Annotated in this window: 26 protein-coding genes and 1 pseudogene; 1 reads left to right on the top strand and 26 read right to left on the bottom strand. The window is 64.0% G+C overall.

Annotation, left to right across the window (positions count from 1 at the left end):
* Nucleotides 1-25: 25 nt before the first annotated feature.
* From FHU31_RS07325 to FHU31_RS07250, 16 genes and pseudogenes are all read right to left on the bottom strand, one after another.
* Nucleotides 26-553 (bottom strand): annotated as a pseudogene (locus tag FHU31_RS07325) (ABC transporter ATP-binding protein); the annotation flags it as partial.
* 148 nt (nucleotides 554-701) lie between these two features.
* Nucleotides 702-1,043, bottom strand: a complete 342-nt coding sequence (locus tag FHU31_RS07320) for a DUF732 domain-containing protein (RefSeq protein WP_234901326.1) — start codon at nucleotides 1,041-1,043, stop codon at nucleotides 702-704.
* A 5-nt stretch (nucleotides 1,044-1,048) separates the two neighbouring features.
* Nucleotides 1,049-1,579 carry a hypothetical protein gene (locus tag FHU31_RS07315; RefSeq protein WP_167157042.1) on the bottom strand — a complete coding sequence of 177 codons (531 nt, stop codon included), beginning with the start codon at nucleotides 1,577-1,579 and terminating at the stop codon, nucleotides 1,049-1,051.
* A complete protein-coding gene (locus tag FHU31_RS07310) occupies nucleotides 1,576-2,076 on the bottom strand; it encodes a hypothetical protein (protein ID WP_263987739.1) in 501 nt (166 codons plus the stop codon). Before FHU31_RS07310 ends, FHU31_RS07315 begins: the two co-directional genes overlap by 4 nt.
* Entirely contained in the window at nucleotides 2,077-2,496 is a 420-nt protein-coding gene (locus FHU31_RS07305; RefSeq protein WP_167157040.1) for a hypothetical protein, read from the bottom strand.
* 115 nt (nucleotides 2,497-2,611) lie between these two features.
* Nucleotides 2,612-3,190, bottom strand: a complete 579-nt coding sequence (locus FHU31_RS07300) for a hypothetical protein (protein ID WP_234901154.1) — start codon at nucleotides 3,188-3,190, stop codon at nucleotides 2,612-2,614.
* A gap of 65 nt (nucleotides 3,191-3,255) precedes the next feature.
* Nucleotides 3,256-3,921, bottom strand: a complete 666-nt coding sequence (locus FHU31_RS07295; RefSeq protein ID WP_167157038.1) for a hypothetical protein — start codon at nucleotides 3,919-3,921, stop codon at nucleotides 3,256-3,258.
* A 55-nt stretch (nucleotides 3,922-3,976) separates the two neighbouring features.
* Nucleotides 3,977-4,930 (bottom strand): MlaD family protein, encoded by a 954-nt coding sequence (locus tag FHU31_RS07290; RefSeq protein ID WP_208410159.1) that lies wholly within the window; start codon nucleotides 4,928-4,930, stop codon nucleotides 3,977-3,979.
* On the bottom strand, nucleotides 4,927-5,928 hold the full coding sequence (locus FHU31_RS07285; RefSeq protein WP_208410158.1) for an MlaD family protein: 1,002 nt from the start codon (nucleotides 5,926-5,928) through the stop codon (nucleotides 4,927-4,929). The genes FHU31_RS07290 and FHU31_RS07285 overlap by 4 nt, the downstream gene beginning before the upstream one ends.
* Nucleotides 5,925-7,049, bottom strand: coding sequence for an MlaD family protein (locus FHU31_RS07280; protein WP_263987740.1), 1,125 nt, complete (start codon nucleotides 7,047-7,049; stop codon nucleotides 5,925-5,927). Before FHU31_RS07280 ends, FHU31_RS07285 begins: the two co-directional genes overlap by 4 nt.
* On the bottom strand, nucleotides 7,019-7,999 hold the full coding sequence (locus FHU31_RS07275) for an MlaD family protein (RefSeq protein WP_167160743.1): 981 nt from the start codon (nucleotides 7,997-7,999) through the stop codon (nucleotides 7,019-7,021). The genes FHU31_RS07280 and FHU31_RS07275 overlap by 31 nt, the downstream gene beginning before the upstream one ends.
* On the bottom strand, nucleotides 7,987-8,973 hold the full coding sequence (locus FHU31_RS07270) for an MlaD family protein (RefSeq protein ID WP_167160741.1): 987 nt from the start codon (nucleotides 8,971-8,973) through the stop codon (nucleotides 7,987-7,989). Before FHU31_RS07270 ends, FHU31_RS07275 begins: the two co-directional genes overlap by 13 nt.
* Before the next feature lie 14 nt (nucleotides 8,974-8,987).
* A complete protein-coding gene (locus FHU31_RS07265; RefSeq protein WP_167157036.1) occupies nucleotides 8,988-10,097 on the bottom strand; it encodes an MlaD family protein in 1,110 nt (369 codons plus the stop codon).
* 10 nt (nucleotides 10,098-10,107) lie between these two features.
* A complete protein-coding gene (locus tag FHU31_RS07260) occupies nucleotides 10,108-10,956 on the bottom strand; it encodes an ABC transporter permease (RefSeq protein WP_167157034.1) in 849 nt (282 codons plus the stop codon).
* On the bottom strand, nucleotides 10,956-11,849 hold the full coding sequence (locus tag FHU31_RS07255) for an MlaE family ABC transporter permease (RefSeq protein ID WP_409371160.1): 894 nt from the start codon (nucleotides 11,847-11,849) through the stop codon (nucleotides 10,956-10,958). Before FHU31_RS07255 ends, FHU31_RS07260 begins: the two co-directional genes overlap by 1 nt.
* An 833-nt stretch (nucleotides 11,850-12,682) precedes the next feature.
* The gene (locus FHU31_RS07250) at nucleotides 12,683-12,985 is read right to left on the bottom strand and encodes a hypothetical protein (protein ID WP_234901153.1); all 303 of its coding nucleotides are present in this window, start codon (nucleotides 12,983-12,985) and stop codon (nucleotides 12,683-12,685) included.
* 617 nt (nucleotides 12,986-13,602) lie between these two features.
* Here FHU31_RS07250 and FHU31_RS07245 point away from each other — a divergent pair.
* On the top strand, nucleotides 13,603-14,019 hold the full coding sequence (locus FHU31_RS07245) for a DUF732 domain-containing protein (RefSeq protein WP_167157032.1): 417 nt from the start codon (nucleotides 13,603-13,605) through the stop codon (nucleotides 14,017-14,019).
* A 75-nt stretch (nucleotides 14,020-14,094) separates the two neighbouring features.
* Here the strand turns inward: FHU31_RS07245 and FHU31_RS07240 are convergent, their stop codons facing one another.
* The 10 genes from FHU31_RS07240 to FHU31_RS07195 all read right to left on the bottom strand — a co-directional run bounded on the left by FHU31_RS07240 (nucleotide 14,095) and on the right by FHU31_RS07195 (nucleotide 25,615).
* Entirely contained in the window at nucleotides 14,095-14,589 is a 495-nt protein-coding gene (locus FHU31_RS07240) for a MaoC/PaaZ C-terminal domain-containing protein (RefSeq protein ID WP_167157029.1), read from the bottom strand.
* Nucleotides 14,590-14,592: 3 nt separating this feature from the next.
* Nucleotides 14,593-16,035, bottom strand: a complete 1,443-nt coding sequence (locus tag FHU31_RS07235) for an aldehyde dehydrogenase (protein ID WP_167157027.1) — start codon at nucleotides 16,033-16,035, stop codon at nucleotides 14,593-14,595.
* Entirely contained in the window at nucleotides 16,032-18,440 is a 2,409-nt protein-coding gene (locus tag FHU31_RS07230) for a CaiB/BaiF CoA transferase family protein (protein ID WP_167157026.1), read from the bottom strand. The genes FHU31_RS07235 and FHU31_RS07230 overlap by 4 nt, the downstream gene beginning before the upstream one ends.
* A 210-nt stretch (nucleotides 18,441-18,650) precedes the next feature.
* Nucleotides 18,651-19,295: a TetR/AcrR family transcriptional regulator gene (locus FHU31_RS07225; protein ID WP_167157025.1), complete on the bottom strand. Its 645-nt coding sequence runs from the start codon at nucleotides 19,293-19,295 to the stop codon at nucleotides 18,651-18,653.
* A gap of 273 nt (nucleotides 19,296-19,568) precedes the next feature.
* Nucleotides 19,569-20,783 (bottom strand): hypothetical protein, encoded by a 1,215-nt coding sequence (locus tag FHU31_RS07220; RefSeq protein WP_167157023.1) that lies wholly within the window; start codon nucleotides 20,781-20,783, stop codon nucleotides 19,569-19,571.
* Nucleotides 20,780-21,085, bottom strand: coding sequence for a type VII secretion target (locus tag FHU31_RS07215; RefSeq protein ID WP_167157021.1), 306 nt, complete (start codon nucleotides 21,083-21,085; stop codon nucleotides 20,780-20,782). Before FHU31_RS07215 ends, FHU31_RS07220 begins: the two co-directional genes overlap by 4 nt.
* 52 nt (nucleotides 21,086-21,137) lie before the next feature.
* Nucleotides 21,138-22,472, bottom strand: coding sequence for a phosphoglucosamine mutase (gene glmM, locus FHU31_RS07210; protein WP_167157019.1), 1,335 nt, complete (start codon nucleotides 22,470-22,472; stop codon nucleotides 21,138-21,140).
* Nucleotides 22,473-22,573: 101 nt separating this feature from the next.
* A complete protein-coding gene (gene rpsI / locus FHU31_RS07205) occupies nucleotides 22,574-23,104 on the bottom strand; it encodes a 30S ribosomal protein S9 (RefSeq protein ID WP_167157017.1) in 531 nt (176 codons plus the stop codon).
* Nucleotides 23,101-23,544 carry a 50S ribosomal protein L13 gene (gene rplM, locus FHU31_RS07200; protein WP_090363113.1) on the bottom strand — a complete coding sequence of 148 codons (444 nt, stop codon included), beginning with the start codon at nucleotides 23,542-23,544 and terminating at the stop codon, nucleotides 23,101-23,103. The genes rpsI and rplM overlap by 4 nt, the downstream gene beginning before the upstream one ends.
* 187 nt (nucleotides 23,545-23,731) lie before the next feature.
* On the bottom strand, nucleotides 23,732-25,615 hold the full coding sequence (locus FHU31_RS07195) for a propionyl-CoA synthetase (RefSeq protein ID WP_167157015.1): 1,884 nt from the start codon (nucleotides 25,613-25,615) through the stop codon (nucleotides 23,732-23,734).
* Nucleotides 25,616-25,621: the final 6 nt, after the last annotated feature.

Genomic DNA, 25,621 nt, shown 5'->3' with positions numbered 1-25,621 from the left:
GTGCCTCATTCAGGTTGACAGGTTCCGTACGCACCGGATCCAGACCCGAGTCCGGCTCATCACACAAGATGATCTGCGGGTCCAACACCAACGCCCGCGCCAAACCGGCACGCTTGCGCATACCGCCGGAGATCTCACCGGGGAACTTATGCCCATCATTGGGCATACCCACCAGTTCGAGCTTCTCCATCACGATCTTGCGGATATCGGACTCGGACTTCTTGGTGTGCTCCCGCAACGGGAACGCCGTGTTGTCATAAATGTTCATCGACCCGAACAGCGCACCATCCTGGAACAGCACACCGAACAAGGTCCGGATCTCGTAGAGCTCCTTGGCAGAGCACTCCAAGATATTGGTCCCATCGATGACGATCGAACCCTTCTCCGGACGCAACAGACCGATCAACGACTTCAAGAACACCGACTTACCGGTACCCGACGGGCCCAGCAACACACTGACCTCACCCTCGGGAACCTTCAGCGTGACGTCTTCCCAAATCTTCGACGACCCGAACGACTTACTCAGTCCAGTTACGTCGATAGCGACACCCACGTGGTCTCCTCCTCATTGGCGCAACAGTTACCGCGCCCTCGTGTGCTTGGCTCGTGATTCGGTCAGCTGCAGTCCGGCGTACACGGGCTTGAAAGGTGATCCGCCTACTCGCCGCGACTGGCGACGAGCACAGACCGCACATCTCAGCTCAGTCGACGAACAACCCACTCCATTGCGGGCACCACTCGTTCGCAGACACCAGCGAGAATTGGCGGGCCTGATCCTGGCTGATGACGAACGTCCGCGCGATCTTGCCGCTGATCTCATCCGGGGGCCGGTTGCCCAACCGCAGCACGTAACAGACCGATCGACCCGCGCTGATGATATTGACATCGCTGTTCGCGATGCCGATGTCGTGCGCTTGGCGAATGACGTCGGCGTCATCTGCCTGTGCGACCGGTGATGCCGACAGCGCAAGCATCATTGCTGCGATGCAGCCGAACAGTGCAGCAGAGGTTCGCATGCGCATTCCACTTCGTCGATTCGTCATGTGCGTCACGGGGGGCTCAACCACGTGCGCGTCGGCGTCACGAAGAATCTGAACGGGCCGCGCGCGCAGTAGGTACTCGCATCGGCCATGGTTGCGCACCGAGTCCCGTTGTATTCGATATAGCTGCGCGGTGCCAGTTCACGTTCGGCACGCCCCGAGGGGAACTGAACTCCCAGCAACCAGTCGTAGCGTGTGACGACATTTCCGTTGACCCAGCCGATGTTCGTCGTACCGGGAGGAGCGCCGCGGATATCTCCGGAACATCCGAAGCTACCGCGGTCCCAAATGCCGCAGTTCAATCCCAGCGGTGTCGAAAACCACACGCCTCCTGCACTACTGGTGAAGTAGTCGTCGTACTCGACCTTGTCGTAGTAATCGAGGATGAAGTAGGTCGCGGGGTACGGGCTTGCTGGAGATCCACCGTTGGGTTCCGCGAGCACGGGCGGCGCGCACACCAGCGTGAGGGCACTTGACCATGCAAACGCACTGAGCCAGTGAACAACTCGTCGACAGTTGTCACGCTTCCGGCGGATCATGGCAGGTTCCCTGGCGACGACTCGTTCTCCGGTGTGTGCGGCACGCTGCCGTAGCAGGTGGCATTTCCCAAGTCGAGAATGCTCTCACAGAGGACGTCGTTCCCCTTCGTGATGCGCACCGTCACGAAATGCCCCTGCAATACGCGCGCGACGGTCGCGGCGGTGCGAAAGTTGGGGCGCCAATCAGCCCGCAGTTCAGCGCCGTCGGCCGTTGGGCTGGTGGCATCGACCACAGGTACCGTGAGACTCCACGGCAGCGGCACGCCCTCCAGAAGATGCTTACCCGACGTGTCGCGATATTCGACGCCGGCCAGCTCGCCGACTGTATCCGAGAAGATGTCGTAGGTGACCGTATCCTCCGCGTGCGCCACTGGCTGGCACAGCAGACCGGCCAACACCACGGTCACCGACACCGTCGCCGATCGAATCCGATTCACCTGGCTTCCTCCCACTGTGAACGATGAACGTCGAAAGTTGGTTGTGATCGAGATGTCCACTCAAGCTGCCAGTACAACGGTTGTCAGGATCATGTCCTTTTTGGCGTTGTACAAGGTGCTCACGCCGTAATCCTTGTACGAGCAGTCTGGGAGCAGCTGAAAGCCCTGAATCAGCGTGGCCTTGATCGCATTGGTGGCCGACGTCGAAGCACCTGACAGTATCGACGCCTTGGACCCGCCGTAACCAAGCTCTTTCAGTATCGGCAACGCATTGGTTTCCGGGACAGCCCGAGCCGTGTTGTTGATCCATCTGTCGGTTGTCTTGTTGATTTCGTCCGCCGCCTGGTCGATCACCGGGTCAGACCGCACGGGACATGCCGCCGGCCGCGCCGCCGCGACTGCCGCGCGCAGCAGATCAGTGGAATCCGCGGCCGCCGACGGCGCCATGGAGACGCTGAAAGCTGTCAACGCTACTGCCATCAGCCATGTTTCGCACCGAGTGTGTATCCGAGTCCACGATCGACGTGTATTCGGGCACTGGCCCCCGGGCTTGGCCTGCGCACTCTTCATGACAGCCCACCTCGTAAGTCATTGGTCACTGTTCACACACGCGCGATCGGTAGATGTCACTGCCCCAGCGCTGGGCCTTCTGTACCGACGGTGCGGTGAACCAATCTGGTTGATGCGCCAGTATCCCGGCGTTCACATTGGACAGCTGCTCCCACAGTTTGTAGAAGGCCTCGCCCTTGTAGATGGGGAAATAGTTGTCGCCGAAAGGATTCTGCGCCTGGGTAAGAGCCTGGACGCGTGGTGTCAGGAAGTCGAGGGCCTGGCCGATGTTTCCTGTCACGATGTCCACCTGCTGCGCAATGTTGTCTCTGCTGTAGTCGAAGTCGTTGCCATCCGGACCGATTCGATTGGTCTGCAGTCGTGCGATCTGCGCGCGCAGCGTGGCGTACTGGGCGTTGTACCACTGGCACATATCACTCATGGCCGCAATGTCGGCAGGGGTGACCTTGTCTTTCGTCTGGTCATAGGGAAACGGGAATTTCGGCGCCCAGTTCGAGGGTGTCGGGACGATGACAGGAAAGGGCTTGATCAACGAACTGTCGGACGGCGGACCCGGAATCGGGATCTCGTCGTTGGGATCTGCACCCGCCGACGGTCCCGTCATGAAGCCCGCTGCGCAGAGACTCACCGCGCCGACGAGGACAGCTGCGCCGCGCCGAATTCGATGTCTCACTTCGGCCCCATCGCTGATCCGATACCCCCGACATCGGTGATCAGCCAATTGTTGTTGCTGTCGATGGTCGTGCTGTAGGTCGCCGTCGATTGCAGGGCTTCGGGCGCTTGCACGGTCTTGGTTTGCACACTGACGAAACTGTCCACGACGTAGATGCCACCTGTGGACGACCTGACCTTGGCGAGCAGGGGTTTCGCGTTCGAACTCCACTGCAGCGGGACCAGGACCTGTTCCATCGAGGCCCCCGCGTCGGAGAGCTTCTTGTTGAGCTCTGGCGTGGTTCCGGCGACCAGCTTCACATGCCAGGCCTGGAGGTCCTTGTAGTCCATCGTCGCGGCGTTGACCGCATAGTCCAGCGCGATCTGCTCTGCGCGTGCGTCGTTCGCGGACTTGACGGCTTGAGCGTCAAGCTGATGGCGCGCGCCCAGGTACAGCCAACCCAGGCAGGCAACTGCGGCCACGAGTGCCGCTATCACCGCACCGAGGACAAGGCCCCGCAGACTCAACGAGATCGACCGTGGCCGTCGCGATGACTTCTCGCTGTCGGACTCCTCCATTGCATCCGGGGAATCCCCCTTGTGCTCAGCGGACTCGGCGTCTGCGGCGGGGGCAGTGGGATCGTCTTCGCGGGTTTCCGAAACTTCGGTGTCGTGGATGGTCATGCGGTCGCCTTTCTCGAAATGGATGCCGGATGGGGCAACTTCTCACCTACGTGCGTCATGGCTTCACCCGTAGCGTGATCAGCCCTTCGGCAGGCACTTGCGCAAGGAAGTGGTCCAGGATCTGCCCGCTGTCGAAGTTCATCAACGTCGCGGCGATGGTGTTCAGTTTCGGTTGCAATGCCTCCCCCAACACCTTCAAGTCCCCGCCACTCTTGTCGAGGAGCGCTTGCAGCCGCGCGACGAGGTTGTTCAGCCCCGCGATGCTTTCCGGCTCGTTGCGACTGAGGAGGATTGGCAGATGCTTGTAGAAGTCCTGCCAATTCACGCCCGCTTTCCGGGCGATCGGAGTGAACGTGGTGAGATCCGGATTGACCCACTCGGAGTTGTGGATGAGCGTCCCGAAATTACTGAGCAGCTCGCGTCCTTCGCCGTTCAGACCGTTGAGCATGTTGTTCAACGTGTTACTGGCGCGGGACAAGTTGGGGAGCACCGTGACGGGATCGGGCAGCGCGGCATCGGACTCGGCGATGATGCGTGCGAGCGCTTCGGGATTCATCTGATGCAGCACGCGCACCACGCTGGTCGCCAATTCGGAGATCGACGGAGGCTGGATCACCGATTCGGTGGAGATGTGTTGATTGTCCTTCAGCATCTGACCGCCGTCGCTGCGAGGCACCAGCTCGATATAGGACTCGCCCAGCGCCGACAGATTCTGCAGCTGCACCTCGGTGTCGACGGGAATCTGATAAGGACTCTCGACGTAGAAGGTGATGGACGCCGAGTTCAGGGACGTCTTCGTCTTCGTCACTTTGCCCACTGGCACACCGCGCAACAGCACATTCGAGTCGACCACGAGGCCGTTGACATCGGGAACGTCCATGGACAGGTTCGTCCGGTTCGAAGGCGGCTGGACACGCAACCCCAGTGACCCGAAATAGAACAGCACGACGGCGATGATGATGGCGAACACAAGGTAGGAGATGACGTCCTTCGCCTTGATGGCGTTCATGGCGTAGCCCCCAGAATCCGCAGCACGTCCTGCACGTTGCCGGACAGTTCCCGACCATCCGGCCCGACTATCGAGGTGATGTTGATGGCCGGATACTTGTCGACCGGGAGGAACATGTCGGTGAAGACCTTGCGGTACTTGGGTATTTCAGCCTCGCCCGCCACCTTCGACATCTGCAGTGCACCTGCGGAGTCCGCCAGTGAATTGAGGAAGGGCACCAGCCAATAGCCCCCCAGAGTGATGCTTCCGACGCTGGGCAGAATGGTGCCGATGTAGTTCAGGACAGCCACGAGATGCTCGAAGCCGAGCTGCCCCTTGGGCGAGAAGAGGTATTGCAGGTCCGGAACTCTGTTCTTCACGACCGCAGCGGACGCCGCTACGCCGTCGAGCAGCCGATCGACCGAATCGAGATTCCCGGCCAAGGCCGAGAGATCGGTTTCGACCCGGCCCGTCAAGATCCGCACCTCGTCACTGGACGGCACCACGCGATTGAGCCGGATGATGGTGTTCTGTGCGCGTTGGATGGACCCGCTGGACACAAAATTCGCAAGGCTGGCGATGGTGTCCTCCAGCTGCGGTGGGGACGTGGTCTGAGTGACCGGAATGACACCGCCACGCTCCAGCGCAGGGGCCGGGCCGGCGTCTGCCGCCGGCCGCTCAAGTGCGACGTAGATGTCACCCAACACCGTCGCCTGTTGCAGAACGGCTTTGATGTTCGACGGGACGACGACGCCGTGCTTCATACGAGCGGTGACGTCCACGTCCGCACTGCTGAGGCTCACCTTGGACACGACGCCCACGGTCACGCCGTCCAGCACCACCTTCGCGCGATCGGGCAGGTTCAGCACACTGCTGAACTGCATGACGACGTCATATCCGTCGTCGTAGGAGGGTCCCGGTTGCGGTAGCGCGTCGACATTGATTGCTGCGCAAGAGGAGACCGTCAGGACCGTGGCTGTGGCCAGGACACCGGCCAGGAGTCGGGAGCGCCGGATCATTTGTTCGCCGCCACGGTCAGCACGTACTGAAGCAAGGCCACGTCCACCGCGTACGGCGTGCCGTGAACGTTGGCACAACTACCCGGCACCGCCGCGTTCATGATGTTGCACTGAGCGACGCCGTCGGGCGTGCGGATGCGGTACAGCGGCGGCCGGTAGTGAAGCGTGAAGTCGTGGTTGTTCGCGAGATTGATCAGTCCGTTGAGTACGCGCGGCGCCACGTTCAACAGGCTCGCGTAGTACGGTGCGCGCGGACTGGCCTTTCTGAGAGCGACCGAAACCACGTCGAGCAGTTGCTGGATCTGCGGACCCAACTCCTTCTCGATGGCTCCGGCAGCCTCGATGACGGGAATGATTCCCTCCATGGTCTTCGATGCCCCTTCGAGGGTCTCGGCCGCATCTTCCCCCGCGGAGTTCGCCAGATCGTCGAACACCCCGTGCAATGTGGGCTCGACGTCCACCAACGTCGTGGTCAATTGTCTGAGGTTGCGGGTCACCGACCCGAGATCACCGATCGCCTGTTCAGGCGAATCGACCACCGACGACGTCGTGGTGAGCAACTTGTTGGCGCCTGCCCCCTGACCACGAATCGCCTCGTCGATACCGGTCACCATCTGTCCGATGTTGTCCGATCCGGCTGGGTTGATCGAGTTGATGAAGTTCGTCGAGGACCCGATGACTTGGGACAAACTCTTCGGAGTCAATGATCGGCCGAGCGGAATACAACCGCCCGGGGACAGCTTCTGCGTCACTTCGTAATTGCCGACGAGTTCCAATGCTCGGTCGGCAAGGATCGATGTCGATCTGGTGACTGCTTTCGCGTCTGCGGGGATCTGTCGTCCGTCATCGATGGTGAACTCCACCCGGACGGATTGAGCAGACGGGGTGAGGGAGTCGATCTTGCCGATCGGAAAACCCAGATGTGTGACAGGGTTGCCCACGTAGAGCCCGACGCTGTCCGGCATCACCGCGCAGTAGTGGGCCGCTGCCGGCTTGCCGACAGACGTGCACGAGGTGGTGGCGGCTACCGCCGCCAGAGCGATCGACAACGATGCAAGGCGACGAACCCGTGGTGAACGCAGAGGATTCATCAGCAGGCGCTCCCCGGAACCGGGACGCACATGTCGGTTGCCAGTAGTCCTGGGCCTGCGTTCTGTGCGTTGAGGATTCGATCGAACAGATTCTGCACTCGCTTGAGTGCACGTATGGTCAGCCCATTGCGTTCCACGAAATCGCGACCTCGCTCGAGGTAGGCCCGTATCTTCTCCACGAATTCGGCCTGGTGGGCTTCGTAGGCGTCGGCGAGCGGTTTGATGGCCAGCAGGACTTCACCCAGACCCTGCAGCGTCTGCGAGATACCCTTGTCGTAGATCACCATTGTCTGGGTCGCGATGGAGATCTTGCGCACCAGTTGCGCAAACTTGTCCCGATACTGCGACAGCGCCTTGATGTACTCGTCCGACAGGTCGAGGATCTTTGTCACCTGGCCGCGCTGTCTTTCCACAGTGGACATCAGCGCGTTGCCCGCATCGATGGTGGTCTTGATCGCCTGAACATTGGTACCCGTCAAACCCTGCGAAATCTGGTTGAGTGACTCGTTGATGGGCTTCGTGTCGACATTCTCGGTGATCTTGGTGGTGTCGGCCAACGTTCGAATAAGGCTGTACGGCATCGTTACTCGTGACACCGGGATGGGTTGAGCACCGAGCGGCATGTTACCCATCGACGCAAGATTGATGTAGTAACCACCGACGACAGTGAGCATGCGCACGTCTACTTGCGACTGGTCACCGACGAAGGCGTCGTTCTTGATCTTGGCCTTCACCAGTACCTGGTTCGGCTCCAGCGCCATTTCTGTCACCGCGCCCACCTTGATTCCTGCCATCCGGACCTCATCGCCGACACGGATCGCGTTGGCGTCGTCGGTGTAGAAGGAGACCGCCTTCCCCTGACTCGGCGGGTTGTAGTAGATGTACGTCAAGACCAACCCGATGACGGTCGCCACCACCATGGCTGCCACACCCCAGGACACCGGGCTATGGAGAAGACGGTTCGACTTCAGGGATTGCATAACACCACCCTTTGACCATTCAGCAGCACGTCCATCGTTTCCGGGAGTTGGAAGTTGCCGCGTGAGCACGGCTCCACTTCGGTCCCGTCGTTGCCCGGGGGCGGGATGTTCTCGTTGATCACCGGCACCAACTTGAATGCATCGAAGAAGTTGTCGAGATTGCTGGATGCTCGGTCCAACGCGTCATCGACGTTGTTTCCATTCCTGAATCCGGCATTGTGCAGCAGGCGTGTCACCGGATCGAAGAAGTCCTTGCTGTACAGGAGGTCCTTGCGAAACTCGTCGAGCACCGAATTCACCTTGTCCACAGGCTGGTTCACCAGGTCGATGATGTGGATGAATCGTTCGGACGTGCCGCCGAGACCGTCGGCGATACCTGACAGATTGTTCATCAAGGTGGCGACGACCTGCTGCCGATCCGATACGAACTCCGTGAGCCGGCGGATGCTCTCGAGCAGGGGTGCCAGTCCACTTCCGTCACCGGTGAGGAACGACGCGGCGTTGGCGGTGAACGTGTTGATCTCGTCGGGGCTCAGCGTCGCGAGCACTGGCTGAAGACCGTTGAAGAGGGCGGTCACGTCGAAGGAAGGCTGCGTCATCGACGTAGGTATCTGCTTCACCAGTTCCTCTTCGCGATAGCCCTCTGCCGGATTCGTCACGTCGACATAGCGGACACCGGTCAGGGCTTGGAACTTGATCGCCAGCCTGGACGCACTCACGACGCCATACTTCTTGTCCAGCGTGAATCTGACCTGCGCGACGTTCTGGCCACCGACTCGGGCCAGATCGACCGACTCGACCTTGCCGACGCGGACTCCGCGCACGCGCACGTCGCCATCCTGATGAAGTCCAGACGCGTCGGTGTACTCGGCGACGTACGTCCGGGTACCGACATCGACAGGATTGACAAGGGTGTTCGACAGCAGGATGAAGAGGACGACCGATACGGCGAGTGCCACACCGATCCGCCACATGGCGGCCCTTGTTTTCACGGCGTTCCCTCCGTCACGATGCCGACCGGGGCCGCCACGCCGGGGAGGCTGTCCAGCAGGATGCGGACCGAAACTGCGTGTTGCGTAACGTTTCCGGCATAGAGCTTCTCGAATCGAGAACGCAATTCCGATAGCTTCTCCGCCACGTCCTGAGGTCGCAGCAGGACAGGTCCCGTGTCAGTGATCGCCTTGATCCCGCTGATCAACGGAAACAGATCATCCACGTGACTGCTGACGAGTTTGCCCACCGCGCCGAACAGGCCGTTCTGTGCGAGGTTCAGGAACGCGTCCCAATGCTTCATATAAAAGTCCTGAGAGATGTCACCAAGACTGGGAGTGTCCACATCCGTGAGGAATGGGAACTCCAGTCGTGGACCGCTCGATACCGCAGGCCCACGAACTTGCCCGGGGTAATAGCTGTAATCGATGATTCGCCTGCCTGCCATGATCGCTTCATCCGCGAATGGCGGTACGGCCTCGGCCGCCGAAGACAGTTTGGTCAGTTGTTCCTCCGTGGGATAGGTCTGCACGGCCTCGACGGCTCGCGCTACCGTCACTGCGGTCTCGAACAGTGGGTTCAATCCGTCGGTATAGCGGGTCACCCGATCAATGACCTTGATCAGCTGCGGTGTGAGCGAGGCTTCTGACACGTTGCCCAATTGATTGAGCAATTCCGAAAGGGTGAAGTTCCCCGAAGGTGTCAGAGCGACCCTGCTGCCATCCTGAAGAGCATCGCCGCCGGGCTTCGGCACGAGGTTGATACCAGGGACGCCGAAGTAGTTGATCGGTCGAAAATCTATGCCCACACGGTTGGTCAGGCCTTGAGTGGACTCCTTTTGCAGGTCGGTGTCGAGCTGGACGCCGCCGGCGATGTTGGTGACGTCGGTAACTTGGCCGACCTTGACGCCGTGCAGGACCACCGCCGTGCCCGCCTGGACACCCTGTCCCACATAGGGAGTCGAAATCACTACGGAATAAACGTCTTTGGCCCGACCCCCAAAGGGATCCACGACGAAGAAAGACACCGCCAAAACGACGCACAGCACCACGGCACCGCCGATGGACAGCAATACCCGCTGCTGGCGCTGGGCTGATCCTCGCAGCATGAAATTCCCTCTATCCCTTGAAGATGAACTCGGGCTGAAGGCCCCACAGCAGAACAGTCGTCGTGAAGTCCAGGACCACGATCGTCACCAGACTCGCACGCACCGCGCGGCCCGAAGCCATACCGACACCGACCGGGCCCCCTGAAGCGAAATAGCCGTAGTAGCAGTGGATCAGCGTCACCGCGATGCAGTAGATACTCAACTTTATCGTCGAGTAGAGGAGGTCGGTCGGATTCAAGAACATCACGAAATAGTGGAAATAGGTGCCTCCGTGTTCACCGCTGAAGGTGACGACCACCAATTGGATCGTGTAGAAGACGCCCATAAGGGTCAGTAGATAGCCGGGTATCACACACGTCAGTGCGCCGATCAGGCGAGTGCCTACGACGAACGGGATGGGCCGCAAGCCGATGGCTTCGACAGCATCGATCTCTTCGGCGATGCGCATGGCTCCGATCTCGGCCGTCATGCGAGTACCCGCCTGGGACATGAACGCGATGCCCGCGACGATCGGGCCGAGGATACGGACGGCACCGATGCCACCGATGATGCCTGACAGCGAACCGAATCCCAAGATGTCCAACACCGCAAGCGCTTCGATGCCCAGAGAGGCACCAGTCGCCACGCCGAGCAGCAGCAGGACGCTGATAGTGCCGCCGTCAACGACCAACGACCCTCTGCCCCAAGCCATGTTGATCGTGGCAGCCAACGTTTGGCGAGAGTATCGACGCACCGTCAGCGGTAAGTAGAAGAACACCTGACCGATGAACAAGGTCCACTGTCCGATGCCACTCAACGGCTTCTTCGCTGTTTCCGCAGCAGCGGTACGCACACGCCCCAGGGCCGCCGGCGCCGACATCACGCCACCGCCGTCGGAAAGAACATCGTTGAGATCTGCGTGATGATGAGGTTTGCGAACAGAATGAGCACGACGTTGATGACCACCGCCGCGTTGACGGCATCCGCGACACCGCGTGGACCGCCCTTCGCTTCCATCCCTCTCATCGACGAGATGATGGCCACAATTGCGGCGAAGACCAGACCCTTCCCGAGGGCGAAGTAGACGTCGGTCATCTTGGCGAACGTCCCGAACGAATTCCAGAAGCTTCCCGGAGCCACGCCGCTGACCGTGACCGAGAGCAGGAACGCGGAGGCCGTGCCTGACACGATGATGACCAAGGTGAGCATGGGGGCGATCAGCAGCAGCGCCAAGAACCGTGGCACCACGAGACGCCGGATCGGGTCCACGCCGAGCACCCGCATGGCGTCGAGCTCCTCGCGTATGGCTCGTGCACCGAAGTCCGATGCGATGGCTGAGGCCGCAGCGCCGCCCATCAACAAACCTGCGGTAACGGGTGCCCCCTGCCGAAGTACCCCCACTCCGCTTGCGGCACCTAGCAGCGCCGTTGCTCCCACTTGGGCCACCAGTCCCGAAACGACAACCGTGACGATCCCGCCGATCGGTATTGCCATCAACACCGCCGGAGTCGCAGTGACCTTGAACAGCGCCCACGCCTGCCAGACGAACTCACCGACCGGCAAGCGACGAGTGAGAGTGTCCTGAACCGCATAGCGAAGCACGGAAAGCGCAAGAGCGATGCCGCGGCCGGTCGTGGCCGCGGCGGCCACCGGCGCCTGGCCAAGTCTCGAGAACTTCTGTCCGACCGTGCGCAGCGCTCCGGACGACCTCGACTGGTGCAGAGGATCTTCCGGCCGATTGGAGACGGTCGGCAGGTCCGCAACGCCTACCATCGGGTGACCCCGAGTTCGACTGGCGCTGAGATGCCGGCGCTGGGCGCGACGCCTTGGAGGCTCCCGCGTGGGCGTGGTCGCGAGATCATCGACGCACACCTCGATGCTCGTTGTCCGCGAGCGTCGACTGAGCCACTCTTGCTCTCCCATCGTTGTTGGCGGAGTCCCGGCCGGCGACCCCACTTGCGGCGACCATGTCGCGCATCCCGTCGTGGACCGACCTGAGCCCTAGACGGATGTGACGCTGAGACCTGCACGTAGACCTTCCGCGACGCTGCCCCTGATTGCCTCGCGCAAACGGGGTGTGACCAGCAAAGCTAAACCTATAGCAAAGTGGTTTGAATCACGTCGAGCAACAATTTATACCTAATAGCTTTAGTTGCCAAGCCCCGAGGTCGACGGAGTTATTGACATTTCCGTCAACGTTGGACGCCCGCCTCGGGACACGGGTTCGATCGACGCCCGGGGCCGCGATCGCTACACAGACATCTCAGGGTGCGATGACAACACCCTGACATGGGCGACCGTCGTCTTGACGCCGGCGACCACGCCGGATCGTCGACCGTCGAACGGCTCGGGAAACGAAAAAGACTGTAAATCTGCACTTTTCGATCGGCTACCCATGGAGTCCCATACGCCTTTACGCGCGCACTCACACTGACAGACTCCCAACGGACATCGACCGAAGCTCGTGACCCGGGTGCACCGTCTACGGCGTTGCCGTAGCCCGGGCCCGCTTGTCAAAGGCAGAGCGCCGGGACGGCAGCCACCGAAGTCACACGTCACCAACCGCCCGATCGGCTCGTATGGTGAACCCGTGGACTGCCGCGCTGCTATGGGCACAGGTAAATGAATGCCAATTGAGTGAGCGCGGGCGTGACCAACGTCGCCTCGGTTCCCACGAAGCCCGCCGCTCGCTTGTCACACGCATACCAACCGTCACTCAGCAACTGACCATCGCTACGGAATGACACCGGGTTGTGACTGACTGCAAACACCTGGCGGGCATGGCCGAGGTAGTCGATTTCAGCCTGCGTGAGGGGAAGCAACGGATCAGCATGCGCTGGTTGCGCGGCCACCATGTTGATGGTCAGCGCAGCGATCAGCACAGCCCACAAACACTTCCACGTCTTCAACGCAATCTCCTTATGAGTTTCTTCTCTGAGCACTGATTCCCGCCGGTTGCGACAGGCTGCAATGCGCGCCGGATCGAGCCAGGGCTGTTGCGTTCAGCGCTGAAAAGGGCAGCGGCGAAGCCCGTTTCCATGGCGATCAGGTCGTCGGATCCGGATGGAAAGATGTCATTCGAGAGGGCCTGAATCCGGCACTTCGTCCGATGTTCCCGGAATCGCACTCCCCGCGAACGTCGACCGAACCCGCCACAATGGAGTCCTTCACTACGAATTCCACGTTGCGATCCGCAGTGGTCGCGCATTTGCCAGCCATCACGTCGAGCAACGCTCCTCTCGCGGATCAGCGACGCAGAACGACGTGGCTCGCGTCACACATAAACTTATGCACTTAGGTTATTCCTGTCAACCACGACCCGCCCCACGACAAGCGCTCGGGCAATCTTCCTTCCTTCCAGGTGAACCCGACACCGTCCATGACCAGGCACTGTTGCCCGGCGCCGCATGCCGCGGCGCCGGCAAAGCTTCACGCCCGCCTAGACCCCTTCCAGCACCTCATGCCGATGACCTCGCCGCCCGGTGCGCAGAAGGTCCAGTTATCTACAGTGTCTCGATTTAGCGCGATGGTTGAGCAGGACGCGGACTCGGCCGCGCACGCCCTGTCAAACTGCCACAGATCCGTTGTCGCCGGCTTTATGATCGGAGTCATGATGAGAACGCTTGCAGCGACGTTCGTTTCGCTATCGCTGCTGATTTCGCCCGGAGTGCCTGCGCACGCAGCCCCCGACACCTTCGACCCCAACGCCAACTACTCCGTATTCCTCCAGGCGATTGCCGGAGACGGCATCAGGATGGACAGCCATCAGGCGATCCGCGAAGGTCAGTCCGTATGCATGTTGATGCAATCACCCCACGATGGTTCGCTCTGGGACGCCGGGCAACAAGTCTTGTCGACACATTCGGACTGGACAATCGGTCAGGCCCTGAAATTTGCCGATCGGTCGGTTCAAGACATCTGCCCCCACCGGGGATCGTTCTGACCAAGGCCGTTCGCACTCGGGCAACGATCCTGCTCAGCCAGGCCTCGTTACGGGCATGAAACACTGCAGTACGGACTACGAAGCCGGTATCCGTCGTGAGACCACGGTGATCGCGACGAAGCTCAGCACCACACGATCGCAGGCATCGACGAACGTCGCCCGATAGGACACGTCCGCCCGTCTGGAGTGCATCACGATATCGGTGATCTCCACAGCCCCGGCCAAGGTCGATCCGGGCCGCACCGGAGCGGGCATCCGGAGCCGGTCGACACCCTTGCCCGCGACGATGGCCAGGCGTGGGAGGAAGACCCGGGACGCCAGGCTGGAGAACAGGGCCATGGTGTGCACCCCGCTCGCGATCACTCCGCCGAATGTGGTGTTGGCTTCATCGAGATGGATCGGGAGCGGGTCGAACCGACCCGCAAAGGCAAGGACCTCTGCGAGCTCCACCTGGACCGTGCCGAGCTCCATCCAGTCCCCGATGTTCAGATCCTCCGCGTGCCAGGGTGCTTCGCCGATCAGGCGAGCAAGGTCACGCCCGCCACCGGCGGTGTGGTCTGCGTTCGTCACGCGCTAGCGGCCGATCGGATCGGCGCAGTACATCGACTTTGTCACGCGATATGCGTCCAATCCCTCGGGACCGAGTTCCCGTCCCAGACCACTGGATTTGACACCGCCAAAGGGTGATTGGATGTCCAGTTGATAGTGATTGACGCCGACTGAGCCGGTGTGCATGGCCCGGGCTATCTCAAGGGCACGATCGCTGTTCTGCGACCACACCGTGCCGGCCAAGCCGAACTCGGTGTCGTTGGCGAGTTGAACCGCCTCGGCATCGCCGTCGTACGCGGTGATTGTGACGACAGGCCCGAAGATCTCTTCCTGGGCGATACGGTCGCGGTTGTCGACGTCAGCGAATACCGTCGGTGATACGAACCATCCCCGCGGGCGATCAGCTGGAACCGCACCGCCGGCGACCAGACGCGCCCCCGTCCCGCGGCCGATCTCGATGTACTCGAGCACCCTGTCGCGTTGCCGCGCGCTGACCAGCGGACCGATCTCGGTGTCGTCGTCGAGCGGATCGCCTACCGTCATGCTCTTCGCCAGATCTGCAATCGCGCAGACGAACTCCGAGTATCGGGATTTCGGCACCAAGATGCGTGAACTGAGATGGCAGGTCTGGCCGTTGTTGACGAAGGAGACCTCACGAAGCCCGGCAACGGTTCTGTCGAGGTCCGCGTCGTCCAGCACGATCGCTGCGGACTTTCCGCCGAGCTCCAGAGTGACAGGCTTGATCAACCGGCCGCATTCCGCGCCGATGACCCGGCCCGCGCCGGTGGAACCGGTGAACGCCACTTTGTCGACACCCGGGTGGCTCACCAGATGTGCGCCCGCCTCGGTGTCACCGGGTACCACGTTCAGCACTCCGGCCGGCAGGCCTGCCTCCACGGCGGCTTCGGCGAATGCCATTGCATCCAAGGCGGTTTCTGGCGCCGCCTTGAGCACCACGCGACAGCCTGCGGCCAGCGCAGGTGCGATCTTCATGATCGCCAGCGCTTGCGGGTAGTTCCACGGCGTGATCGCACCGACCACACCGACCGGTTCCCGCCGCACGATGGTGTGGCCGACAAATGCTGGGCGGCTCTCCTCCGGTTCCCATTCCTTGATCAGCTTCGCGTAGTAGGCGACCAGAGCGGCCGGGAAGATCCCGTTCACCGACCGCGACAACGTGATCGGCATCCCGTTCTCCCGGCTGACCACCCGCGCGGTGTCCTCCGCGCGCGATCGCAACGCGGCGGCGTATCGCTTGAGCACCTCCGCCCGTTCTGCCGGCGGTGCCTTCCCCCACCGCACCGCGGGGCTCTCGTGCGCAGCGGCCACGGCTGCATCGATATCGGAGGGGGTGGCGCAGGGGCCATCCGCGAAGACCTCTCCGGTGGCGGCCTCGACGACAGGGATGGTTTTCCCGGCCTGGCGGAAAGCGCCGTCGATGAACAGCCGGTCGGTGGGTCGGGTCATGCCAGTTGCTCCTGCGCAGTCGGTTTCGGAGTGCTCGGTACGAACAGCACTCCGTCGGCAAGGTGGTGTTCTATCTCGGCTCGGTCCATGCTCAGGACGGTCTGGCACACCTCGATCGTGTGCTCGCCCAGCACCGGAGCAGGGCGCAGGTCCGCCGGAGGGATGCGCCGATAGGGTGCAGGTCCGGTCTCGGCGGGCAGACCGGTGTCGAACAAGGGGTGCTCCATCACCGAATACAGTCCCCGCGCCCGGACCTGCGGTTCATCGAGGATGTCGGCGCCACGCAGCATCGGCGCAGCGGCCACCCCCCGGTCCTGCAGAGCAGCTGCCGCGCTTTGCGGGTCCAGCCGCCGGGTGAATTCGGCCAGCATCGCTGTCAGCTCCGCACGATGCCGCGCACGATTCTCGGCGCCGGCGAACCGAGGATCGGCTTCGACGGCTGTCGCCCCGAGGACCTGAAGCACGGAATGCCACTCATCGTCCGAGCCGATCGTGATCACGCACCACTCATCGTCACCAGCGCAGGGGTACACGCCGTGCACGGCCGGGTCGTCGGTGACCGACGACCCGGCCTCGCGCGCCCAGTGCGCCGCGTACAGGACGTCGAGTTGGCTGACCGCCGTCTCCGCTTGGGAAATGTGGATGTGCGCGCCGCGGTCGGTGCGACGTCGACGGATCAGTGCCGCCAAGGTGGCGATCGCCGCCAGGCGAGCGACGACGTGGTCCGGGTAGACCGTCACCGCATCCGAGAACGGGTAACGACCCTCGGGATCGTCGTTGGCCCACAACTGGGTGATTCCGGTGGAGGCTCGCACCAGGGGGCCATAGCCGAGCCGGGAACTCCAGGGTCCGCCGTCACCGAACGCACTGCTCTCGGTGAGGATGATCCCCGGATTCAGTTGCTGTAGGGAGTCGAACGAAAAGCCCAGCGAAGTAAGCGTTCCCGGCTTGAAGTTGGCGAAGACCGCATCGGCGCGCTGCACCAGTCTGCCGAACACCTCAGACCCACCGCGCGCACGCAGGTCAAGTCCCAGCCCCCACTGGTTGCGGTGAGTCCAGGCGAAAGACTCGCTCATCGCCTGGCCGGGTCGAGCCTGCCGCAGCCCGTCCGGATAAGAGGGGCTCTCGATCTTGATCACCTCGGCGCCCATGTCGGCGAACAGCCGGCCCAACTCGCCACCCGCCACGATCACCCCGAGGTCGAGGATCCGGATCCCTTCCAGAGGGCGCCGGACGGATTCGACGCCGTCCGCCACCGCAGGCCGGTCGGCCCACACCGCAGCTGATTCCCCTGCGCGAGGTCCGAGCCACCGCACGCCGGCACGCCCGCCGTCGATCACCACGCAGCCGTCGGGCACCGTCACACGCGTCCCGTCGGCGATATCGGCTTCGGTCCACGCGGACACCGCATTGAAATGCTCACCGGACAGCACCTCGGCCGGCGTCAGGATGCCCGCCACGGGGACGCCGCGTGCGGCGCCCTGCGCGACGAGATCCGCTGCGGTCTGCCCGGCGAACAACTCGCCGATGAGGGCACGGATCTGTGGGAAGTCCGCAGCGCGGGCACTGATCGTGTCGTATTTGGGGTCCTGGAACTCGGCCGGCTCCCCCAGCCACGACCACATGGCACGCCACTGCCGTGGAGCCAGGATGCAGATCCGGACCCAGCCGTCACGGCATGCGACGATCGGGTACGCGTCCTGATTCTTGGGACGACCGCGGGGGGCCGCGCTGCGGCCGCGCGCCGCCGCGGCCTGCCCCTGGGCTCCGAACGGCGGATCAAGCGCCTGCAGAACGGCTTCGAATCGGGAGAAGTCGATGTAGTCGCCGCGTCCCGTCCGCAGCCGGTGGTGGTAGGCGACCAGCACGGCCCATGCGGCTTGTGTCGCAGCGGTGGAGGAGGCGATCCCGTTCGGCGGCAGGACCGGTGGGCCGTCCGGCGCCCCGGATCGGGACAGCACCGACGTCATGGCGACCAGTACCGCATCGGTCGCTCGCCAGCCGGAACGCGGCCCATGCAGCCCGAAATCGGTCACCGACATCGCCACCAAGTGAAGGAAGCGATCTGCGAGCGCTTCACACGTCGTGCCGAACGCGCCGACCTGCCCGGTGATTCCGCTGTCGACGACGATGTCGGCGGCGCCCACCAGGTCCAGGAACCGCCGCCGGTCCTCGTCGTCAGCGGGATCGAGGACGACGCTGCGCTTGTTCGCGTGATGCAACGCGAAGGTCAAGCTGTGACTGTTGACCAGCGGAGGTCGCAGTCGCCCGGGACAACCGGCGGGCGGTTCGATCTTGGCGACATCGGCGCCCAGATCCGCCAGCAACCGCGTGACTTGGCCGGCCTCCCCGACCGTGGTGTCAACGACCCGCAGGCCGGCCAACGGCGCGCCCAGTGCTGTCACTTCGTCTCCTTCGTCATCTCACGGTGAGCGGGCCTCGCCCAAGCCCATCCAGCAAGCGAACCGAATCCGAGCGGTCATGGACGCGCCGGAACCGACATCAAGTGACGTTTGCCGACAACGTATCTCGGCCTGACGAGAAGATGGTCACGCCGAGGACACGTGCACCGAACCGGCCTCAGCATCCAGATTATGCACGCCGGCGCACCCTCGTCAATATCTCATGACATTAGGTTTATGACTGTCCGCCGTCACGCCCGTCAGAAAGGCTCGCACCTTCACCTCGAGCAACCCCTCGGCGCTCAGCCCCGATGCGTCGACCGCCACGGCCAGAGCGGACTGAGTATTGAGGTCGACATTGCGAAAGATCGTGCCGCCGTCGAAGAACGGGTTCATGATCTCGCAGATTGCCGTGCCGATCAGCAAGGTCTCCATTCCATCGAGAATCCGAATGTGGAATGCCACTGGCACCCCCGATCGATGCAGGAACTGTGCCGCGGCTTCGTATCCGCCCGGAAGCAGATCTCGTGGCCGGTAGTGCAGCAGCAGGGGGGCGGTGTTCTTGTGGCAGACGAAGGACCGCCGGAAGCTGGTGGCCAAGGCCACGAAATGCTCGGGCCAGTCCGGACCGGGGACGCTACCTGATGCCACCACCGCAGCACCGGCGACGTACTGCACCACGGCCAGCAGGATATCGGCCCTGTCACGGAAATGGTGGTAGAGCGAGGGGACCTTCACCCCCATCTCTGCGGCCAGTCTCGGCATGGTGAACGACTGAAGTCCGTCGGCGCCGATGATGTCGATTGCCGCCTGCACCGCCGCCGAACGACTGATCAGAGGTTTACCGGGGCGTGGCACTTAAACGCTCACCCCGCAGTGGCGCAGGCGTCGGCCCCCAGCGCCACTCGGCCCGGGTGGCCGGCAACCCACCACCCCTTCGTGAGCTTCCAGCCGCTCTCGACGGCCCAGAATTCGCAGACCACAAGCCACCCTCGTTTCACCGGAGGCGAGCGTGCCGCCGACCCTTTTATCTATCGAATGTAGAATACTAGGCGCAGAACGATACGTGGGGCGACCGTCGAAGAGACATGACGGCTCCTATAAGAGCGTGGGGCAACGCCCTGTCGGCGCTCACTCCCCCGCCTGCGGCAACTCGTCAGCCGCGATCTCGCACGGGGTGCGCGGCGGCTCCGGAGGGGGTTCAGCTGCCATCGGTGCGGCCACCGGTGCCGCCGGCACCGGCTGGGGTACGGGCGTGGCAGCGGGCGGATCGGGTTCCGGTCCAAGGACTTCCGTCTTCTCGGCGGTCACCGGAGTGGGCTCGTCCTCCCCCTCACCCTCGTTCTCCTCGTCTGCGCCGTCCTCCGGGTCGTCCTCGTCCTCCTCACGATCATCGTCCGGCTCCGGCTCCGGCCCATCGGTGTCCCGCTCGCCGATATCCAGCGGTTCATCAGGTATGGAGTCCGCGCCCGTGCCGAACAGTCCCCCGAGGAGATCGGCGAGCTGCTGCCCCGTGCCCGCGAAACCTCCTCCCACCGAAGACATTCCAGAACCCAGCCCGCCCAACGGCAGCCCGCCGGAGAACGGATCGCCCGCCGGTGCCGGTACCGGTGCCGACGCCGGTGAGGGTGCCAACGCGTCCACCGGAGGCGCGGCCGCCGCGGGTGTCACCCCGCCAGCAGATCCCAAGGAGCCGAACCCTACCGGTTGATCGGCCGAAAGACCGGCCGCGGCCGTGTCGTACGCGTCCCGCACCGATCGCTTCGTCGACTCCATCACCTCAGCCCAGTCAGAGCCGATCGCGACGGTCACGAACGGATTGACCTTGCCGTCGACGATCTCGCTGGCACCGTCCTGGGCCCCGGCACCCGTGGTGACGGCCCGCGCCGCCGGCCACCACTGGGCGCGTTCGGCACGGTCTTCGATGTCCTGGACGGCGGCGACCTTACCGGTCACCAAGTGCCAGAGATCATCCCGCAATTCGGTGAGCGTATCGGCCACCCGGCGCAGGGCGCTCACCGTCTGCTCCGAGGACTGCGCATGCGCCGCGATGACCTGTGCGGCGATATCCGCGCCCGGCCCCTGCCAGGCGGCGGCCAGCGCCGCCCGCGCCGACTCCTGCAGCCGGGCCGCCTCCTCAACGGTGCCCAGCGCCGCAGCGATCTCCGCGCAATCGGCATCCAGTGCCCCCAGGTCCATACCGTCCTCGGCGGTGTACGCATCGTGCAGCTGGGCCGGATCGGTGACGGTGCAGCCGAGTGCGCGGCAGGCCGCGACGTAGTCGGAGAGCACCTCGACAGCGGGCCCGCCCCGGGCCAGGGCGCCGTCGACGTCGTAGCCGGTCATCCGAGCCGGTGGGCCGCACGCCCGTCGGCGTCGGCGTAGCTCTGGACCGAAGCCCTGAGCAGCGTGGCGATCTCACGCGCGGAGCGGGACCAGTCAGCCAATCTCGCGCAGGTCCGCTGCACGGCGTCGCGGACGGCGTCACCGGAGTCGGTGTAGGACCGTCCGGCTCGCGTCCCGTCGAAGTTCAGCCGAGTCAGCTGCGTGTGCAGCACGGTATCGAGCAATTCGGCGGCGGTGTCATAGCGGTGCGCGGCATCCAGGACGGAGCCGGTGTCGACGCGGGTGGCAGTGAGGTGTCCCATGCTTGGTTAGGACGCGGCGGGCACCCGATCGGTTCCCTGCGGAGCAGAGAAACTATTTGTGGCCGCTCACCGATTCGGCCACCCGGACCGCCAGTTGGCGGGCGGTGTCCTCGTCCGCGGCCTCCACCATCACACGAACCACCTGCTCGGTCCCGGAGGGGCGCAACAGGATTCGCCCGCTGTCTCCGAGTTCGGCCTCGGCCTGGGCCACCGCGGTCTGGACCGAGGGGGCCTGGGCCACCGTGGCCTTGTCGGTCACCTGCACGTTGATGAGCACCTGGGGCAACGTCTGCATGGGCTGACACAGCTCGGCCAGCGAACTCCGGGTTTGCGCCATCCGCGACATCAGCCGCAGGCCGGTGACGATTCCGTCGCCGGTGGTACCGAACGCCGGCAGCACGATATGCCCGGACTGCTCACCGCCCAGGGAGAACTCACCGTCGCGCAGTTCCTCGAGCACGTAGCGGTCGCCGACTGCGGTGGTCCGCACCTCGATACCGGCGGCGCGCATCGCCAGGTGCAAACCCAGGTTGCTCATCACGGTGGTGACCAGCGTGTGGGAGGCCAGCTCGCCGGCGTCGCGCATGGCCAGTGCGAGCAGCACCATGATGGCGTCGCCGTCGATGATCTGACCGTGGGCGTCGACGGCCAGACAGCGGTCCGCGTCACCGTCGTGGGCCAGGCCCAGATCGGCGCGGTGGGTGAGCACCGCCTGCTGCAACGTCTGCATATGGGTGGACCCACACTGGTCGTTGATGTTGAGGCCGTTGGGCTCGGCGTGCAGGGCGATCACGTTGGCACCCGCGGCGCGATATGCCCGGGGGGCAGCCTCGAACGCCGCACCGTTGGCGCAGTCGACGACGACGGTCAGGCCGTCGAGCGGGGTGGTGACGGCCTGGTGCACATGCGCCAGATAGCGCTGCAAGGCGTCACCGGCGTCGATCACCCGTCCGATCCCGGCGCCCAGCGGACGACTGCCGGGCCCGGCGTTGACCAGTTCCTCGATGCGGTCCTCGGTGGCGTCGTCGAGCTTGTGCCCACCGGGGCCGAAGATCTTGATGCCGTTGTCGGGCATCGCGTTGTGGGAGGCCGAGATCATCACGCCGAAGTCGGCGTCGTAGGCGTTGGTGAGATACGCGACGGCGGGGGTCGGTAGGACTCCGACCCGCAGGGCGTCGACGCCCTCGGCGGTCAAGCCGGCGATGACGGCGGCTTCCAGCATCTCCCCGCTGGCCCGCGGATCCCGTCCCACCACCGCGACCCGGCGTCGGGTACCGGTGACGTTGCCGAGCCGCGCCGTCGCCGAACCCAGCGCGAGGGCCAGCTCCGCGGTCAGCTCACGATTGGCGACGCCACGCACACCGTCGGTGCCGAAAAGTCGACGCATCTTCGTTTGGTCCTCCTCCGGTGCGGCCCCGCACACTCTCCATGAAATGCCGAAGGCGGGCGTGTCCATAGTGCGACACGCCCGCCCACGAGCAGAAACGATCAGCGCTTGCTGTACTGCGGCGCCTTACGGGCCTTCTTGAGGCCGTACTTCTTGCGCTCGATGGCACGCGGGTCCCGGGTGAGGAAGCCGGCCTTCTTCAGGGCCGGGCGATCCTCAGGCTGGACCAGGATCAGCGCACGGGCGATGGCCAGGCGCAGCGCACCGGCCTGCCCGGACGGGCCGCCACCATCGAGGTGGGCGTACACGTCGAAGCTGTCCACCCGATCGACGGTCACCAGCGGAGCCTTGATCAGCTGCTGGTGCACCTTGTTCGGGAAGTAGGCCTCCAGTGTGCGGCCGTCCAGGTGGAACTTGCCGGTGCCGGGCACCAGACGCACGCGGACCACGGCCTCCTTACGGCGGCCGACGGTCTGGATCGGGCGGTCGAGGTAGACCGGCTCACGCGGAGCGGCCTCTTCGATGACAGCCTCCTCGAAGACCTCGGTGGTTTCACCGGTCTCGGGGGACTCCTCGAAGACCTCTTCGGTCACCTCGGTCACCTCGGACTCGGTCCCAGTCAGTTCACTCATTGGGCCACCTGCTTGATCTCGAACGGAACCGGCTGCTGCGCGGCATGCGGATGATCCGGGCCGGCGTACACCTTCAGCTTCTTCTGAATCTGACGGCTGAGCTTGTTGTGCGGGAGCATGCCGACGATCGCGTTCTCGACGACGCGGGTCGGGTGCTTCTCCAGCAGCTCGCCGATGGTGCGCTTACGCAGGCCGCCGGGGTAACCCGAGTGGCGGTAAGCGAACTTGTTGTTGAGCTTGTCGCCGCTGACGGCGACCTTCTCGGCGTTGATGATGATGACGAAATCGCCACCATCGACATTGGGCGTGAATGTCGGCTTGTGCTTGCCACGGAGCAGCTTGGCTGCTTCCACGGCGAGCCGGCCGAGCACCACGTCTTGGGCGTCGATGACATGCCACTGACGCGTGGTGTCACCCGCCTTCGGCGTGTAAGTAGGCACAGTTGCCACCTTCTCTTCTCGGGCTGGTTGCCGGTCCGGTGCACGCCCGTCGGTATCCCAGCGACCGACGTTGACCTGGGAACCACCTCCCCTTGCGGGGGCGGCGCACACCAACGGAGCAGCTTACCGGGAGCTGTCACCGCAGGTCAAAACGCCCAACGTGAGCGTGTGCGCGGAAAGGGCCGGCTCAGGGCGCCAGAATCGGGCGCAGCGCGTGCAGTACCGACGGATCCTCGATGGTCGAGGGCAGCGGCTCGTCCTTGCCGTGCGCGATACCGCGCATCGCCTTGCGCAGGATCTTGCCCGACCTCGTCTTCGGCAGTGCGGGCACGATGTCGACCAGTTTGAAGCTGGCGACCGCGCCGATCTCGTTGCGGACCGACGCGATCAGCTCCGCCACCAGGTCGCCGGTCGACACTCCCGCCGCGGCGTTGGCCTTGAGCACCACCAGCCCGCGCGGTACCTGGCCCTTGATCTCGTCGGCAACCCCGATGACAGCGCATTCGGCCACCGACGGATGGGCGGCCAGGACAGCCTCGATCGCGCCCGTGGAGAACCGGTGCCCGGCCACGTTGATCACATCGTCGATCCGGCCCATGACGAACAGGTAGCCGTCCTCGTCGAGGTAACCGCCGTCGCCGGTGAGGTAGTAACCGGGATGCTCACACAGGTAGGAGGCCTCGTAGCGGGCGTCGTCACCCCACAGGGTGGGCAGGGTTCCCGGCGGCAGCGGCGTGCGGATGCACACGGCGCCCTCCTCGCCCGGGCCGCACGGCACCCCGTCCGCGGTGAGGATATGTACGTCGTAACCGGGCATCGGCACGGTCGGCGACCCGGCTTTGAACGCCAACGTCTCGACCCCGACCGGGTTGGCGGCGATGGCCCATCCGGTCTCGGTCTGCCACCAGTGGTCCACCACCGGAATGCCGAGCTTGCGCACCGCCCAGTGATAGGTGTCGGGGTCCAGCCGTTCACCGGCCAGGAACAGATGCTTCAGCGATGAGAGGTCGTACCGGGTCAGATGGGCGCCGTCGGGATCTTCCTTGCGGATGGCCCGGATCGCCGTCGGCGCGGTGAACAACACCTTCACCCGGTGCTCGTCGATCACCCGCCAGAACGCACCGGGGTCGGGGGTACCCACCGGCTTGCCCTCGTAGAGCACCGTGGTGGCCCCCAGCAGCAGCGGCGCGTACACGATGTAGGAGTGCCCGACGACCCAGCCGACGTCGGAGGCCGCCCAGAACACTTCGCCGGGCGCCATGTCGTAGATGTGGCGCATGCTCCACATCAGGGCGACTGCATGGCCGCCGTTGTCGCGGACCACGCCCTTGGGCTTTCCGGTGGTGCCCGAGGTATAGAGCACGTAGAGCGGATCGGTCGCCGCGACCGGCACCGCATCGTGCGGTGTGGCGGTGAACATCGCCTCGTGCCAGTCCACGTCGCGGCCGGCCACCAGCTCACAGGGTGACTGCTCGCGCTGCACGATGACGCAGTGCGCGGGCGGATGCACCGACGCCGCCAGCGCGGCATCCAGCATCGGTTTGTAGGCGACGGTGCGCGACGGTTCGATTCCGCACGATGCGGAGACAATCACCACGGGACGGGCATCGTCGATGCGCGCCGCCAGTTCGTGCGCGGCGAACCCGCCGAACACCACGGAGTGCACCGCCCCGATACGGGCGCAGGCCAGCATGGCGATGACCGCTTCCGGGATCATCGGCATGTAGACGACCACCCGGTCGCCCTTGCTCACGCCGAGGCCGCTGAGCACACCGGCGAAGCGCGCCACCTCGTCGAGCAGCTCGCGGTAGCTGAACGTGCGGGCGCTGCCCGAGACCGGTGAGTCGTAGATCAGCGCCGGCTGCTCGGCACGCCCGTCGGCGACATGGCGGTCCAGGGCGTTGACACACGTGTTCAGCTCACCGTCCGGAAACCACCGATAGAACGGCGGATTGGTGTCGTCGAGCACCCTTTCGGGCCGGCGGGTCCACGTCACCGCGTCGGCGGCCTGCGCCCAGAACCCTGCGGGGTCCTTGATGCTGGCTTGGTAGAGCTCCCTGTAATCGCCCATGACGGG

Source organism: Mycolicibacterium fluoranthenivorans, from assembly GCF_011758805.1.
Classification (GTDB): Bacteria; Actinomycetota; Actinomycetes; order Mycobacteriales; family Mycobacteriaceae; genus Mycobacterium; species Mycobacterium fluoranthenivorans.
The sequence above is the reverse complement of the archived record's forward strand: the minus strand, read 5'-3'. Positions and strand labels throughout refer to the sequence as shown.

Excerpts from the sequence above, each read along its gene's own strand:
- glmM (WP_167157019.1), bottom strand. The coding sequence starts at position 22,472 with ATGCGTCGACTTTTCGGCACCGACGGTGTGCGTGGCGTCGCCAATCGT.
- rpsI (WP_167157017.1), bottom strand. The coding sequence starts at position 23,104 with ATGAGTGAACTGACTGGGACCGAGTCCGAGGTGACCGAGGTGACCGAA.
- FHU31_RS07265 (WP_167157036.1), bottom strand. The coding sequence starts at position 10,097 with ATGCTGCGAGGATCAGCCCAGCGCCAGCAGCGGGTATTGCTGTCCATC.
- FHU31_RS07285 (WP_208410158.1), bottom strand. The coding sequence starts at position 5,928 with ATGATCCGGCGCTCCCGACTCCTGGCCGGTGTCCTGGCCACAGCCACG.
- FHU31_RS07195 (WP_167157015.1), bottom strand. The coding sequence starts at position 25,615 with ATGGGCGATTACAGGGAGCTCTACCAAGCCAGCATCAAGGACCCCGCA.
- FHU31_RS07270 (WP_167160741.1), bottom strand. The coding sequence starts at position 8,973 with ATGTGGCGGATCGGTGTGGCACTCGCCGTATCGGTCGTCCTCTTCATC.
- FHU31_RS07215 (WP_167157021.1), bottom strand. The coding sequence starts at position 21,085 with ATGGGACACCTCACTGCCACCCGCGTCGACACCGGCTCCGTCCTGGAT.
- FHU31_RS07260 (WP_167157034.1), bottom strand. The coding sequence starts at position 10,956 with ATGTCGGCGCCGGCGGCCCTGGGGCGTGTGCGTACCGCTGCTGCGGAA.
- FHU31_RS07290 (WP_208410159.1), bottom strand. The coding sequence starts at position 4,930 with ATGAACGCCATCAAGGCGAAGGACGTCATCTCCTACCTTGTGTTCGCC.
- FHU31_RS07315 (WP_167157042.1), bottom strand. The coding sequence starts at position 1,579 with ATGATCCGCCGGAAGCGTGACAACTGTCGACGAGTTGTTCACTGGCTC.
- FHU31_RS07220 (WP_167157023.1), bottom strand. The coding sequence starts at position 20,783 with ATGACCGGCTACGACGTCGACGGCGCCCTGGCCCGGGGCGGGCCCGCT.
- FHU31_RS07255 (WP_409371160.1), bottom strand. The coding sequence starts at position 11,849 with ATGGTAGGCGTTGCGGACCTGCCGACCGTCTCCAATCGGCCGGAAGAT.
- FHU31_RS07275 (WP_167160743.1), bottom strand. The coding sequence starts at position 7,999 with ATGCAATCCCTGAAGTCGAACCGTCTTCTCCATAGCCCGGTGTCCTGG.
- FHU31_RS07245 (WP_167157032.1), top strand. The coding sequence starts at position 13,603 with ATGGTTGAGCAGGACGCGGACTCGGCCGCGCACGCCCTGTCAAACTGC.
- FHU31_RS07295 (WP_167157038.1), bottom strand. The coding sequence starts at position 3,921 with ATGACCATCCACGACACCGAAGTTTCGGAAACCCGCGAAGACGATCCC.
- FHU31_RS07235 (WP_167157027.1), bottom strand. The coding sequence starts at position 16,035 with ATGACCCGACCCACCGACCGGCTGTTCATCGACGGCGCTTTCCGCCAG.
- FHU31_RS07300 (WP_234901154.1), bottom strand. The coding sequence starts at position 3,190 with ATGACGGGACCGTCGGCGGGTGCAGATCCCAACGACGAGATCCCGATT.
- FHU31_RS07320 (WP_234901326.1), bottom strand. The coding sequence starts at position 1,043 with ATGACGAATCGACGAAGTGGAATGCGCATGCGAACCTCTGCTGCACTG.
- FHU31_RS07305 (WP_167157040.1), bottom strand. The coding sequence starts at position 2,496 with ATGGCAGTAGCGTTGACAGCTTTCAGCGTCTCCATGGCGCCGTCGGCG.